The 13770-nt window shown below is 68.1% G+C and carries 15 protein-coding genes and 1 pseudogene; 12 read left to right on the plus strand and 4 right to left on the minus strand.

Annotated features, from left to right (window positions below):
- Positions 1–120: 120 nt before the first annotated feature.
- From KI385_RS30395 to KI385_RS30440, 10 genes are all read left to right on the plus strand, one after another.
- Positions 121–558: a Cg1360 family ATP-synthase-associated protein gene (locus KI385_RS30395; protein ID WP_238575309.1), complete on the plus strand. Its 438-nt coding sequence runs from the start codon at positions 121–123 to the stop codon at positions 556–558.
- A 282-nt stretch (positions 559–840) separates the two neighbouring features.
- Positions 841–1638 (plus strand): F0F1 ATP synthase subunit A, encoded by a 798-nt coding sequence (gene atpB / locus KI385_RS30400; protein ID WP_128503479.1) that lies wholly within the window; start codon positions 841–843, stop codon positions 1636–1638.
- Between the two features lie 76 nt (positions 1639–1714).
- Positions 1715–1975 carry an ATP synthase F0 subunit C gene (gene atpE, locus KI385_RS30405; RefSeq protein ID WP_238575310.1) on the plus strand — a complete coding sequence of 87 codons (261 nt, stop codon included), beginning with the start codon at positions 1715–1717 and terminating at the stop codon, positions 1973–1975.
- Between the two features lie 41 nt (positions 1976–2016).
- Positions 2017–2583 (plus strand): F0F1 ATP synthase subunit B, encoded by a 567-nt coding sequence (locus KI385_RS30410; RefSeq protein WP_128503404.1) that lies wholly within the window; start codon positions 2017–2019, stop codon positions 2581–2583.
- Complete coding sequence (locus tag KI385_RS30415; protein WP_238575311.1) at positions 2580–3395, plus strand: F0F1 ATP synthase subunit delta; 816 nt, start codon at positions 2580–2582, stop codon at positions 3393–3395. The genes KI385_RS30410 and KI385_RS30415 overlap by 4 nt, the downstream gene beginning before the upstream one ends.
- A gap of 214 nt (positions 3396–3609) precedes the next feature.
- Positions 3610–5202: a F0F1 ATP synthase subunit alpha gene (gene atpA, locus KI385_RS30420; protein ID WP_238575312.1), complete on the plus strand. Its 1593-nt coding sequence runs from the start codon at positions 3610–3612 to the stop codon at positions 5200–5202.
- Between the two features lie 20 nt (positions 5203–5222).
- Complete coding sequence (locus tag KI385_RS30425; RefSeq protein ID WP_238575313.1) at positions 5223–6146, plus strand: F0F1 ATP synthase subunit gamma; 924 nt, start codon at positions 5223–5225, stop codon at positions 6144–6146.
- On the plus strand, positions 6146–7588 hold the full coding sequence (atpD, locus tag KI385_RS30430) for a F0F1 ATP synthase subunit beta (RefSeq protein ID WP_238575314.1): 1443 nt from the start codon (positions 6146–6148) through the stop codon (positions 7586–7588). The genes KI385_RS30425 and atpD overlap by 1 nt, the downstream gene beginning before the upstream one ends.
- 108 nt (positions 7589–7696) lie before the next feature.
- Complete coding sequence (locus tag KI385_RS30435; RefSeq protein WP_030981912.1) at positions 7697–8080, plus strand: F0F1 ATP synthase subunit epsilon; 384 nt, start codon at positions 7697–7699, stop codon at positions 8078–8080.
- A gap of 144 nt (positions 8081–8224) precedes the next feature.
- The gene (locus tag KI385_RS30440; RefSeq protein ID WP_128503394.1) at positions 8225–8668 is read left to right on the plus strand and encodes a DUF2550 domain-containing protein; all 444 of its coding nucleotides are present in this window, start codon (positions 8225–8227) and stop codon (positions 8666–8668) included.
- Between the two features lie 77 nt (positions 8669–8745).
- Here KI385_RS30440 and KI385_RS30445 read toward each other — a convergent pair whose 3' ends face one another.
- The gene (locus tag KI385_RS30445) at positions 8746–9438 is read right to left on the minus strand and encodes a response regulator (protein ID WP_238575315.1); all 693 of its coding nucleotides are present in this window, start codon (positions 9436–9438) and stop codon (positions 8746–8748) included.
- Positions 9435–10667, minus strand: a complete 1233-nt coding sequence (locus KI385_RS30450; RefSeq protein ID WP_238575316.1) for a sensor histidine kinase — start codon at positions 10665–10667, stop codon at positions 9435–9437. Before KI385_RS30450 ends, KI385_RS30445 begins: the two co-directional genes overlap by 4 nt.
- A gap of 173 nt (positions 10668–10840) precedes the next feature.
- On the opposite strand from KI385_RS30450, the gene KI385_RS30455 reads away from it, so the two are divergent.
- A complete protein-coding gene (locus KI385_RS30455; protein ID WP_238575317.1) occupies positions 10841–11422 on the plus strand; it encodes a hypothetical protein in 582 nt (193 codons plus the stop codon).
- A 15-nt stretch (positions 11423–11437) separates the two neighbouring features.
- Here the strand turns inward: KI385_RS30455 and KI385_RS30460 are convergent, their stop codons facing one another.
- Both KI385_RS30460 and KI385_RS30465 read right to left on the minus strand, forming a co-directional pair.
- The gene (locus KI385_RS30460; protein ID WP_238575318.1) at positions 11438–12010 is read right to left on the minus strand and encodes a cob(I)yrinic acid a,c-diamide adenosyltransferase; all 573 of its coding nucleotides are present in this window, start codon (positions 12008–12010) and stop codon (positions 11438–11440) included.
- A 10-nt stretch (positions 12011–12020) separates the two neighbouring features.
- Positions 12021–12419 (minus strand): annotated as a pseudogene (locus KI385_RS30465) (ABC transporter permease); the annotation flags it as partial.
- Positions 12420–12434: 15 nt separating this feature from the next.
- On the opposite strand from KI385_RS30465, the gene KI385_RS30470 reads away from it, so the two are divergent.
- Complete coding sequence (locus KI385_RS30470) at positions 12435–13766, plus strand: RNA-guided endonuclease InsQ/TnpB family protein (protein WP_238575319.1); 1332 nt, start codon at positions 12435–12437, stop codon at positions 13764–13766.
- Positions 13767–13770: the final 4 nt, after the last annotated feature.

The raw sequence follows: 13770 nt of genomic DNA on the forward strand, positions 1-13770 counted from the left end.
AAACCCGGCGATAGAGCCGAAGGACCGTAGTGCGACGGTTCTTTGGCCTCAGGTTCCGCCTCAGGCCGGGTCTACGCTCGTCCCTGACGACACACCCCCACCCCTTGCCGGAGCGCCGCCATGCAGTCGAATGACGCCCGACTACTCCTTCACGCCGTTGTGCCCACGCTCGCCATCGGCGCCATCGCCGTTGCTGTGAGCGCAGTGGTCGCGGGCGGGACGGGAGCGATCGGCGCTGTCATCGGCACCGCGCTGGTGGTGCTCGTCATGGGGGCCGGTCTCGTCGCCCTGCAGAAGACCGCGAAGAACCTTCCGCAGCTGTTCCAGATGATGGGCCTGCTGCTGTACACGGTGCAGATCCTGTTCGTGTTGGTCTTCCTCATCGTCTTCAAGGACACAACGCTCTTTGACACCAAGGCATTTGCGTTCACGTTGCTCGGTGCCACCCTCGTATGGATCGCGGCGCAGACCCGCGGTCATATGAAGGCGAAGATTCTGTACGTGGATCCCGACTCCGCCGACCCTAAGAAGGCGGAGACGGCGGGGTCGCCGACGTGACACGTAGGGCCGAAATAAATGCCCTCATGCGGGCCTGCTATCGTCCGGTGCCAACTGCGGCACAGATGGCGCAGGCGGCTGAGCTCCCGAGTTTCACTCGATGGAACGGGCAGTTCTCGCGGCCGATGCCTGTGATTCGGCCCGGCCCAGCGCCGGCCGGCCGCCGCCCCCTAATCCGTAAGACCAGTCCAGTGCCGCTCCGTGGCTCAATGCCGCGCCGACACAACGAGGTTGCCGTACCCATGCGCCACGCTGAAGGAGCCCGCGGTGAGTGCTGAAACGATGCTCGCCTTCGACACGGAGTGCCACCTCTTCATTCCGGGGTGTGGCTTCGAGGCCCCGGGTCTTCATTCGTTCGTATTCGAACCCCTCTTCACGATCGGTGGCTTCGAGTTCAACAAGCCGATGCTGCTGGCCTTCCTCAGCACGGTCGTCGTGGTGGGGTTCTTCTGGGCCGCCTTCGGCAAAGCCAAGGTCGTGCCCGGAAAGCTGCAGATGGTCGGCGAGGCGGGCTACGACTTCGTGCGTCGCGGGCTCGTCTATGACGCGCTGGGGAAGAAGGAGGGCGACAAATACGTCCCCTTCATGGTCTCGCTGTTCTTCTTCGTGTGGATCATGAACCTCTGGTCGGTGATTCCGCTCTTCTCGTTCCCCGTGACGTCGGTCATCGCCTTCCCCGTAGGCCTTGCCCTGGTCGTCTATGTCCTCTGGCTGTTCCTGACGTTCAAGAAGCAGGGCTTCGTCGGCGGTCTGAAGAACATCTCGGGTTACGACAAGTCGCTCGGCTGGGTGCTGCCGCTGATCATGGTGCTCGAACTCCTCCAGCACCTGATCATCCGCCCCTTCACTCACGCGGTCCGACTCTTCGCGAACATGTTCGCGGGTCACCTGCTGATCCTGCTGTTCACCATTGCCAGCTGGTACATGCTGAACGGCATCGGCATCGTCTACGCGGGGGCATCCTTCGTGATGACCATCGTGATGACCGCCTTCGAGCTCTTCATTCAGGCCGTCCAGGCGTACGTCTTCGTCCTCCTGGCCTGCAACTACGTCCAGGGCGCGCTCGCCGAGCACCACTGAGCACCCCGCCTCCCAGCCCAACAGCTGTCCGGTGGCCAACCCCCACCGGTCCGTGAAATGAGAAGGAAGTAACGGCATGTCCGCTGCTCTCGAAATGGTCAACCTCGCCGTCGGCTCTGCCAAGACCACTGTCGTCGGCAACGTCGCCTCGATCGGCTACGGCCTTGCCGCGATCGGCCCCGGCGTCGGCGTCGGCATCATCTTCGGTAACGGCACCCAGGCTCTGGCCCGTCAGCCCGAAGCTGCCGGCCTGATCCGCACCAACCAGATCATGGGTTTTGCCTTCTGTGAGGCGCTCGCCCTGATCGGCATCGTCATGGGCTTCGTTTACAAGTAAACGAACCGCATCGACTATCCATTCAGACGGAAGGCACTGATGTGAACGCCCTGGTCAACATGGCGGCGGAGGTTCCCGAGAACCCCCTGGTCCCGCCGATTCCAGAGCTGGTCATCGGCCTGATCGCTTTCTTCATCGTCTTCGGCTTCCTCGCCAAGAAGCTTCTCCCGAACATCAACAAGGTTCTGGACGAGCGCAGGAAGCAGATCGAAGGCCGGATTGAGGACGCCGAGGCGACTCAGGCCGAGGCTCAGCAGGTGCTCGCGGACTACCGGGCACAGCTGGCCGATGCCCGCCATGAGGCCGCGCGACTGCGCCAGGAGGCGCAGGAGCAGGGCGCGACGCTCATCGCTGAGATGCGCGCCGAGGGCCAGCGGCAGCGTGAGGAGATCATCGCTGCCGGTCACGCCCAGATCGAGGCGGACCGCAAGCAGGCTGCGCACTCGCTGCGTCAGGACGTGGGCAAGCTCGCCACCGAACTGGCCGGCAAGCTCGTCGGCGAGTCCCTCGAGGACGTCGCCCGGCAGAGCCGGACCATCGACCGCTTCCTCGACGAGATCGAGGCCCAGGCGGCGTCGGACGCGACGAAGGCCGAGGCCGGGCGATGAACGGAGCCAGCCGCGAGGCACTCGCCTCCGCACGCGAGCGACTCAACGCGCTGACGGACGACACCTCCGTCGACGCCGCGAAGCTCGCCGAGGAGCTGGCTGCCGTCACCGCTCTGTTCGACCGCGAGGTGTCGCTGCGTCGGGTCCTGACCGACCCGGCGCAGGCCGGCGAGGCGCGTGCCGAACTGGCCGGACGGCTGCTCGGCAGCCAGGTCGGCGGCCCGGCCGTCGACCTGGTCAGCGGCATGGTCCGCTCCCGCTGGTCGCGCTCGCGTGACCTGGCGGACGCGCTCGAGGAGCTGGCGTTCAGCGCCGACCTCGTCGCGGCACAGCGGGCCGGCCAGCTCGACGACGTCGAGGACGAGCTGTTCCGGTTCGGCCGGATCGTCAGCTCCAACGTCGAGCTGCGCCGTGCGCTGACCGACCGGAACGCATCGGTCTCGGCCAAGACGGAGCTGCTGCACTCGCTGCTGGGCGGCCGGGCCAACCCGGTCACCGAGCGGATCGTGATCCGTCTTGTCGTACAGCCGCGGGGTCGTAGCCTGGAAGCGGGGCTCGATGCCCTCTCCAAGCTGGCGGCGAGCCGCCGGGACCGGATGGTCGCGGTGGTCACCTCTGCGGTGCCCCTCAGCGAAGGGCAGCGGGAGCGCCTGAGTGCTTCCCTGGCCGCGCTGTACGGACGGCAGATCCACCTGAACCTCGACGTGGACCCCGAGGTCCTCGGCGGAATCCAGGTCCGGATCGGCGACGAGGTCATCAACGGGACCATCGCGGAGCGCCTCGAAGAGGCGGCCCGGCGGATGGCCGGCTGACCCAGCCACCAACTCAAGAGCTGCACAACCGGCGGCCAGGCGCCGGACCAGCCGGCCGGACCGAGAGGTCCGGCTGCGGTCCGGAAGAAGCCCCGGGGACCAGCACATGCATGACGGCGGCCCGAGTTGGGCCGTAAGCGGAAACCCCCTGGGGGACAGCCCCCCAGACCCCCGCAAGTAACTTCGGGCCCAACAAGGAGAGCAGGGAACCCAGATGGCGGAGCTCACGATCCGGCCGGAGGAGATCCGGGACGCGCTGGAGAACTTCGTCCAGGCGTACAAGCCGGACGCGGCCTCGCGCGAGGAGGTCGGCACGGTAAGCGAGGCCGGAGACGGCATCGCGAAGGTCGAGGGCCTTCCCTCGGCGATGGCGAACGAGCTGCTGAAGTTCGAGGACGGCACGCTCGGTCTTGCGCTGAACCTGGAAGAGCGCGAGATCGGTGCGGTCATCCTCGGCGAGTTCAGCGGCATCGAGGAGGGCCAGCCGGTGCAGCGCACCGGTGAGGTGCTCTCGGTCGCCGTGGGCGAGGGCTACCTCGGCCGCGTTGTCGACCCGCTGGGCAACCCGATCGACGGCCTCGGCGAGATCGAGTCCGAGGGCCGCCGCGCCCTGGAGCTGCAGGCTCCGGGCGTCATGGTCCGTAAGTCGGTGCACGAGCCGATGGAGACCGGCTACAAGGCCGTCGACTCGATGGTGCCGATCGGCCGTGGCCAGCGTCAGCTGATCATCGGTGACCGCCAGACCGGCAAGACCGCCCTGGCCGTCGACACGATCATCAACCAGCGCGACAACTGGCGCACCGGCGACCCCAAGAAGCAGGTCCGCTGCATCTACGTCGCCATCGGCCAGAAGGGCTCCACCATCGCGTCCGTGCGCGGTGCGCTGGAGGAGGCCGGCGCCCTGGAGTACACCACCATCGTCGCCGCCCCGGCGTCCGACCCGGCGGGCTTCAAGTACCTGGCGCCCTACACCGGCTCGGCCATCGGCCAGCACTGGATGTACCAGGGCAAGCACGTCCTGATCATCTTCGACGACCTCTCGAAGCAGGCCGACGCCTACCGCGCCGTGTCCCTGCTGCTGCGCCGTCCGCCGGGCCGTGAGGCCTACCCGGGCGACGTCTTCTACCTGCACTCGCGTCTGCTGGAGCGCTGCGCCAAGCTCTCCGACGAGATGGGCGCCGGCTCGATGACCGGTCTGCCGATCGTCGAGACCAAGGCGAACGACGTGTCGGCGTTCATTCCGACCAACGTCATCTCCATCACCGACGGCCAGTGCTTCCTGGAGTCGGACCTCTTCAACGCGAACCAGCGTCCCGCGCTGAACGTCGGTATCTCGGTCTCCCGTGTCGGTGGCTCGGCCCAGCACAAGGCCATGCGCCAGGTTTCCGGCCGGCTCCGCGTGGACCTCGCCCAGTACCGCGAGCTGGAGGCGTTCGCCGCCTTCGGTTCCGACCTGGACGCGGCCTCCAAGGCGCAGCTGGAGCGCGGTAAGCGCATGACCGAGCTGCTCAAGCAGGCTCAGTACGCCCCGTACTCCACCGAGGACCAGGTCGTCTCCATCTGGGCCGGCACCAACGGCAAGATGGACGATGTCCCGGTCGAGGACGTCCGCCGCTTCGAGCGGGAGCTCCTGGACCACCTGCACCGGGAGAAGAAGGACCTGCTGACCAGCATCCGCGAGGGCGCCAAGATGTCCGACGACACCATCGGTGCGATCTCCGAGGCCGTCGACGGCTTCAAGCGGCAGTTCGAGACCTCGGACGGCAAGCTGCTCGGCGAGGACGCCCCGGCCGGCACCAGCAAGTGACGACGGAAGGGACCTGATCCATGGGAGCCAAGCTCCGGGTCTACAAGCGTCGCATCCGCTCCGTCACCGCGACCAAGAAGATCACCAAGGCGATGGAGATGATCGCCGCCTCGCGCGTCGTCAAGGCGCAGCGCCAGGTGGCGGCGTCGACGCCGTACGCGAGTGAACTGACCCGCGCGGTGACAGCGGTTGCCACGGGCTCGAACACCCAGCACCCGCTGACGACGGAGGCGGAGAAGCCCTCGCGGGCCGCGCTGCTGCTCGTCACGAGCGACCGCGGTCTGGCCGGCGGCTACTCCTCCAATGTCATCAAGGCCGCGGAGCAGCTCACCGAGCGGCTCAAGGCCGAGGGCAAGGAGGTCGACGCCTACATCGTCGGGCGCAAGGGTGTGTCGTACTACAGCTTCCGCGAGCGCAAGGTCGTGGAGTCGTGGACCGGCTTCACCGACAACCCGACGTACGCGGACGCCAAGGCGATCGCCGCACCGCTGATCGATGCTGTCCAGCAGGACACCGCCGAGGGTGGCGTGGACGAACTCCACATCGTCTACACCGAGTTCATCTCGATGATGACGCAGACCGCGCTCGACGACCGCCTGCTGCCGCTCAGCCTCGACAAGACGGTGGCGGAGACGGCTGCGGAGTCCAAGGGCGAGATCCTTCCGCTGTTCGACTTCGAGCCGTCGGCCGAGGACGTCCTCGACGCCCTGCTTCCGCGGTATGTCGAGTCGCGGATCTACAACGCGCTCCTGCAGGCCGCCGCCTCCAAGCACGCCGCCACGCGTCGTGCGATGAAGTCGGCGACCGACAACGCAGAAGACCTCATCAAGTCGCTCTCGCGGCTTGCCAATGCGGCCCGACAGGCCGAAATCACCCAGGAAATCAGCGAGATCGTCGGTGGCGCCAGCGCCCTGGCCGACGCGACCGCGGGGAGTGACAAGTAATGACGACCACTGTTGAGACGGCCGCCGCCACGGGCCGCGTCGCCCGGGTCATCGGCCCGGTCGTCGACGTGGAGTTCCCCGTCGACGCGATGCCGGAGATCTACAACGCGCTGACCGTCGAGGTCGCCGACCCGGCCGAGGCCGGGGTCAAGAAGATCCTGACCCTCGAGGTTGCCCAGCACCTGGGCGAGGGCCTGGTCCGTGCGATCTCGATGCAGCCCACCGACGGTCTGGTCCGCCAGGCCCCGGTGACCAACACCGGCGCCGGGATCACCGTCCCGGTCGGCGATATCACCAAGGGCAAGGTGTTCAACACCCTCGGCGAGATCCTGAACAAGCCCGAGGCCGAGTCGGAGATCACCGAGCGCTGGCCGATCCACCGCAAGGCTCCGTCCTTCGACCAGCTCGAGTCCAAGACCGAGATGTTCGAGACGGGCGTCAAGGTCATCGACCTGCTGACCCCGTACGTCAAGGGCGGCAAGATCGGTCTGTTCGGTGGTGCCGGTGTCGGCAAGACCGTTCTGATCCAGGAAATGATCTACCGCGTGGCCAACAACCACGACGGTGTGTCGGTGTTCGCCGGTGTCGGCGAGCGCACTCGTGAGGGCAACGACCTCATCGAGGAAATGACGGACTCCGGCGTCATCGACAAGACCGCGCTGGTCTTCGGTCAGATGGACGAGCCCCCGGGCACCCGTCTGCGCGTCGCCCTGGCCGGTCTGACCATGGCGGAGTACTTCCGCGATGTGCAGAAGCAGGACGTGCTCTTCTTCATCGACAACATCTTCCGCTACACCCAGGCGGGTTCCGAGGTCTCCACGCTGCTCGGCCGTATGCCGTCCGCGGTGGGTTACCAGCCGAACCTGGCGGACGAGATGGGTCTGCTGCAGGAGCGCATCACCTCGACCCGCGGTCACTCGATCACCTCGATGCAGGCGATCTACGTCCCCGCGGACGACCTGACCGACCCGGCGCCGGCCACCACCTTCGCCCACCTGGACGCGACGACCGTTCTGTCGCGCCCGATCTCGGAGAAGGGCATCTACCCGGCGGTCGACCCGCTGGACTCGACGTCCCGGATCCTGGACCCCCGCTACATCTCGCAGGACCACTACGACTGCGCCTCGCGCGTCAAGACGATCCTGCAGAAGTACAAGGACCTCCAGGACATCATCTCCATCCTGGGTATCGACGAGCTCGGCGAGGAAGACAAGCTCACCGTCTACCGCGCCCGTCGTATCGAGCGGTTCCTGTCGCAGAACACCCACGTGGCGAAGCAGTTCACCGGTGTCGACGGCTCGGACGTCTCGCTGGACGAGTCGATCACCGCGTTCAACGCGATCGCGGACGGCGACTACGACCACTTCCCCGAGCAGGCCTTCTTCATGTGCGGTGGCATCGAGGACCTGGAGAAGAACGCCAAGGAGCTGGGCGTCTCCTGACCCCGGCATCGGTCCCGGGGGCGGCCCTGGCCGCCCCCGGCCCGTACGACCACTAGTATTTGACCCAACATCTGCCACGCCAGGCAGGTGGAGACCCGAGGAGCCATCGTGGCTGAGCTGCACGTCGAGTTGGTCGCCGCGGACCGTCAGGTCTGGTCCGGCGAGGCCAGCCTGGTCGTCGCGCGCACCTCGTCGGGCGACATCGGCGTCATGCCCGGACATCAGCCGCTGCTCGGCGTGCTGCAGTCGGGCCCGGTGACGATTCGTACGACCGGCGAGAGCGGGGACGGCACCGTCGTCGCCGCTGTGCACGGCGGCTTCATCTCGTTCGCCGACAACAAGCTGTCCCTGCTTGCAGAGGTGGCCGAGCTGTCGGACGAGATCGATGTCCAGCGCGCGGAGCGGGCCCTGGAGCGAGCGAAGTCGGACGCTGACGCGGCCGCCGAGCGTCGCGCCGATGTCCGGCTGCGTGCGGTGACGGGCGTTCACTGAGCCCCGTCGCCGACGAGATCGATCCTCAGCCGCGGGCTGCCCGGAATTCTCCGGAGCGGCCCGCGGCTGAGGCAATGCAGGTGCGTTTCCCTCCCCCGGATTCCGTCCGGGGGCACCCCCATCGAGGCGAGGAGGTCGGTCGAGATGGTCCTCGCTCTGCTTGTGAGCGGCGCGGTCGTGGTACTGGTGCTGCTGGGACTGTTCGTCTTCGGACTGAGAAGGCGGCTCATCCAGCGGTCCGGCGGCACGTTCGACTGCAGCCTGCGCTGGAACGTGCCGGAGAACGAGACCGGCGGCAAGGGCTGGATCTACGGTGTGGCGCGCTACAACGGCGACCGGATCGAATGGTTCCGGGTCTTCTCGTACGCGCCCCGGCCACGCCGCCTCCTGGAGCGCTCCGCCATCGAGGTCCTGGAGCGCCGCACCCCCCAGGGTGAGGAAGAGCTGGCACTGCTCTCCGACTCCATCGTGCTGGCCTGCCGGCACCGCGGCACCCGCCTGGAACTGGCGATGAGCGAGGACGCCCTCACCGGCTTCCTGGCCTGGCTGGAGGCGGCGCCGCCCGGCCAGAGAGTCAATGTGGCGTAGGTAGGGGTTCTCTTTGGGTGGGCCCCCGGACGGAGTCCGGGGGAGCGGTGAATGCGGCGTGACGTCGCGCGCGCCCGCTAGGGGCCGTCCACCCCCAACTCCTGTGCCAGCACGGCTGCTTGGACCCGGCTGCGCAGATCCAGCTTCGCCAGCAGCCGGCTGACATGCGTTTTGACGGTGGCCTCCGCCATCGCCAGCCGTAACGCGATATCAGCGTTGGACAGCCCCCGCCCCAGACACCCCAGCACTTCCCGCTCGCGCGGCGTCAGCGCGTCCAGGACCGCCGGATCCGGCGCGTCGCCGTCCCGGGCCGGGCGCCGCCTCGCCGTACGGGGGCTGGCGAACTCCGCGATCAGCCGCCGGGTCACCGCCGGCGCGATCAGCCCCTCGCCGGACGCCACCGTGCGCACCGCGGTCAGCAGCGCGGCCGCATCACTGTCCTTGAGCAGAAAGCCCGCGGCCCCCGCGCGCAGCGCCCCGAAGACATATTCGTCCAGGTCGAAGGTGGTCAGCACCAGCACATCCGCCAGCTTTTCGGTGACCACCTGCCGGGTGGCGGACACCCCGTCGAGCCGGGGCATCTGGATGTCCATGAGGACGAGGGCGGGGCGCAGCTCGCGGGCGAGCCGTACCGCCTCCTCGCCGTCCTCGGCCTCCCCGACGACCTCGATGTCGGGGGCGGAGCGCAGGATGAGCACCAGCCCCGCCCGTACGGCGGACTGGTCCTCGGCGACGAGAACCCGGATCGGCTGCGCGTCGGCGCCTGTCATCGTTGTTCTTCCTCCTCGGCGGCGGGCAGCACTGCCCGCACCAGCCAGACTCTGCCGGCCGGCCCGCTCTCCGGGCCGGCCTCGAATGCTCCGCCCAGCAGGGCGATCCGCTCGCGCATCCCGACCAGGCCGGTACCGGAGCCGGGTGCACGGGGACCCGGCCGGTCGGCGAACGGGCTGCGCACGGCGACGGTGAGCGCTCCGCCGCGCTCGTGGGCGATCCGCACCCGCACCTCGCCGGGCGCGGCATGCTTGAGCGCGTTGGTCAGTGACTCCTGGACGATGCGGTACGCGGCCAGTTCGACCGCCGCCGGTGTCCGCCCGGCTCCCTGGCCGTCCGGGCTCCGGGCGTCGTCCAGCACAAAGGTCAGCCCGCTGGACGTACCGTTCGCACGGGTCTGGGTGATCAGCGCGTCCAGCCCGTCGAGCGTGGGGGTCGCGGCGGGCTCCTCCGCGGTTTCGGTCGTCTTCGGGTCCCGCAACAGCCCGATGAGACGACGCATTTCGGCCAGACCTTGCACGCTGTTCTCGCGGATCACCCCGAGCGCCTCGTGGGTCGCCGACGGGTCGTCGATGGACTGCGCGGCGGTCGAGTGGATCGCGATGGCGGACAGATGGTTGGCGACCATGTCGTGCAGTTCACGTGCCATCCGCGCCCGCTCGCCCGCCACCGCCTGCGTCCGGTCCCGCTCCGCCAGCAGCGCGATCCGCTCGGCCCGCAGCCGGGCGGACTGGGCGGCGTCCCGGTGATTGCGGATGATGATGCCGGTCCAGGCGGGCGCGATGGTGACCAGCGCGATGCCGATGACGGCCATCACGACCTGCGGGTCCTGCCACAGCGCGGTCAGCGCGATGGCCGCCAGCACCGTCACCAGCACGGAGTGCTGCGGGATCCGGCGGGCCGCGCTCGCCGGGCCGTAGAGCACCGCCGCATAGACCACGTCCGTGAACATCAGGACGGTGGCGACCAGTGTGCCGGTGCAGATGTCCAGCACCAGCGCCGGTACCGCGATGGCCAGCGCCGTCATCGGGGCCGTACGGCGCAGCAGTTCCGCCGCCGACATCGCGGTGAGCGCGACCAGGGTGAGTGATGTCGGCAGCCCCAGGCGCGCCGGACCGCCGTGCAGATTCATCGCCCAGAGCAGCAGCCCGCCGAGCAGCCCGCCGCCCGCGATGAGCACATCGAGTCGGTGCGGCCGGCCGACGGCGGCGAGGGATCTGGCGGTCACCCCTCCATCAAACACGGCGCCGGGGCCCGCTGCCTCCACGTCCGCGTCATCCGCGCCCTTCGCGCGCTACATCGAAAGATGCAGTCCGGGATCATCGCGTGCGACGACGTACCGGGCGCCGGCCGCTGGGAGGCTTGAGGTGTTCGGTCGGAGAGCCCCGAGAGGAGACTGCCGTGGTCGTCGCGTTGATCATCGCTTGCGAGGTCGGCTTCTGGGTGCTGCTGGTCGCCGGCCTGGCGCTGCGGTACCTGGCACGGATGCCGCGCACCGGAGCCATGCTGCTCCTGATGGAGCCGCTGCTGGAGTTGATCCTGCTGGTCGTGACCGCGATCGACCTGAAGAACGGGGCCGCGGCGGACTGGAAACACGGCCTGGCCGCCGTCTACATCGGCTTCACGGTCGCCTACGGCCACTACACGATCAAGTGGGTCGACGGGCACTTCGCCCACCGCTTCGCGGGCGGCCCGCCGCCGGTCAAGCTCTACGGCCTGGCCCGCGCCGCGCACGAGGGCAAGGTGTGGCTGCGCACGGTGCTGATGGCCGTGGTCGCGTGCGCGCTGCTACAGGTCGCGATCTGGTACGTCGGTGACGGCGGCGACACCAAGTCGCTGCACGAATGGCAGGGCACCTCGCTGAAGATCGTCAGCATCCACGCTGTGATCGCGCTGACCTACCTCATCTGGCAGAAGAAGGACCCCGGCCGGACCACCGCCACCGAGGAAGCGGCCCGGCCCCAGGAAAAGACGCTGCGTTAGCGGTCCGGCAGCCGGTCAGCGCTCGCCGCCCGGCACCCACAGCACGTCTCCGACCTCCTTGTTGGCCGTACGGGCCAGGATGAACAGGAGGTCGGACAGGCGGTTGAGGTAGGTGGCGGTGAGGGGGTTCATCGTCTCGCCGTGTTCCTCGAAGGCCGCCCAGGTGGAGCGCTCGGCGCGGCGGACGATCGTGCACGCCTGGTGCAGCAGGGCCGCACCGGGCGTACCGCCGGGGAGGATGAAGCTGCGCAGCTTCTCCAGCTCCTCCAGGAAGCGGTCGCAGTCGGCCTCCAGCTTGTCGATATAGCTCTGCTCGACGCGCAGCGGCGGGAATTCGGGGTTCTCCACCACCGGCGTCGACAGGTCCGCGCCGACGTCGAAGAGGTCGTTCTGCACCCGCAGCAGCACCGCGGCGACCTCCTCGGGCAGCGAACCGAGCGCCAGCGCCACGCCGATCGCCGCATTGGCCTCGTTGGCGTCCGCGTACGCCGAGATCCGGGAATCGGTCTTGGCGGTACGGCTCATATCGCCCAGGGCGGTGGTGCCCTTGTCGCCGGTGCGGGTGTAGATGCGCGTCAGATTCACCATGTGGGCGAGCCTACGCCGCGGGCCTGCGGAAGGCCCGGGTGCAGAAGGTCACGGACACCACGGCGAAGGCGGCCGCCACCAGGACGCCGTAGAGCAGCGCCGAGGAGGCGTAGGAGCCGACGAACGCGGCCCGCACCGCGTCCACGAGATAGCGGAACGGCATGAAGTGCGAGAGCACATCGAGCCACGCGGGCCCCAGCGTCATCGGCAGCATCAGCCCGGACAGCAGCATCGAGGGCATGGTGACGGCATTGATGACCGGCCCGATCTCTTGGGCGGCGAGCGTGTCACTCGTTCGAGGTTCGTTTGAGCGAATGCGGGCAGTAGGGGGCACCGAGGTTGCAAGCTGTGTCACATGGGGGACGGAGAGCAGAGGCGACCACGGCGCACCAAGCAGACCGCCGGGCAGTCCGGAGTACGCCGCATGGTGAAGCTGCGGTTGTACCCGACGCCTGAGCAGGAGCTGGTTCTTGTCGGTCAGGGACACGCCGCTCGGACGCTCTGGAATCTGCTGCACGAGTGGTACACGTTCCACGCCCCACAGCGGTGGCCGTCGATTGCTGAGGCGGATGAGGCCATCCGCCAGGCGCGGCGTGAGATCGACTGGCTCTCCGCCCTGCCTGCCCAGACGTGTCAACAGGTGCTGAAGCTGTACGTCCAGGCGTGGCAGGCCGCTCGCAGGGGCGCCCGTCGCCGTCCGCACTTCCACTCGCGTGCCCGAACGCGGTTGTCGATCGACGTGCCCCAGGCAGGCGCGATGAAGATTGCGCGTCTGAACCGCAGATGGGGCGAGGCCAGCCTTCCATTGGTCGGGCGGGTGCGTTTTCGGTATTCACGCGAGTTGCCGGGGCTCGGCGATCAGGCCCCGGCCGGCAGGGTCACCGGAGCGCGGTTGGTACGGGAGACGGAAGGCTGGTATGCAGCCTTCCGCTGCGCGTTCCAACGAGAAAACCCCGCGCCGGGGTCTCACCCCGGGCCTGCGGTAGGGCTGGACCGAGGCGTAGCGGTGCCACTCGCTACCTCGGACCCCGGCAGGCCGTTTGTTAGTCACGGGCCGTGGTTGCACCCGAAGGAAAGGGAACGCCTGCGCCGCCTGGAGCGCAAGGCCGCCCGTCAGCGGCGGTCGGCTCAGCGAGGCCAACCGGCATCGAGCCGGCTGCAACGTACGTACGCGCATATTGTGGAGCTGCGCGGCCGGGAGAAGCGACGCAGGGCGGACTGGCACCACAAGGTGACCACGGAGCTTGCTGCTCGCTACGGCTTGGTCGGCGTCGAGCAGTTGAATGTCCGCGCGATGACTGCCTCCCCTCGCGGCAGTGCCGATCGGCCGAGCAGACGTGTGGCGCAGAAGACCGGCTTGAACCGGGCGATTCTCGGCGAAGGGTGGTCACGCGTCCTCGCACTGTTGGATTACAAAGCTGTTGAGCGCGGTGGTGTCGTCGTGCCGGTGCCAGCCAGGAACACCTCGCTGAGATGTTCCGCCTGCGGGCACGTGGATGCGAAGAATCGCAAGAGCCAAGCGGTCTTCGAGTGCACGAATCCCGAATGCGGCTATGGACCGGTGAACGCCGATGTGAATTCCGCGTACAACATCAAGACCGATGCCATCCATACCTACGAGTGGCCGCGTGGACTGGCATGCTTGACCGCCCTGGGGAGCAGGGTGGACGGACGCAGCGTCCCCGCCTGGCGGAGACGCAGGCCGCGGCGTTGGCTGCAGCCGAATCGTCAACCGAATCGCGTGGTAACCGCATGAATGG

The sequence above is a fragment of the Streptomyces inhibens genome (assembly GCF_022221585.1).
GTDB classification, from domain to species: Bacteria; Actinomycetota; Actinomycetes; order Streptomycetales; family Streptomycetaceae; genus Streptomyces; species Streptomyces inhibens.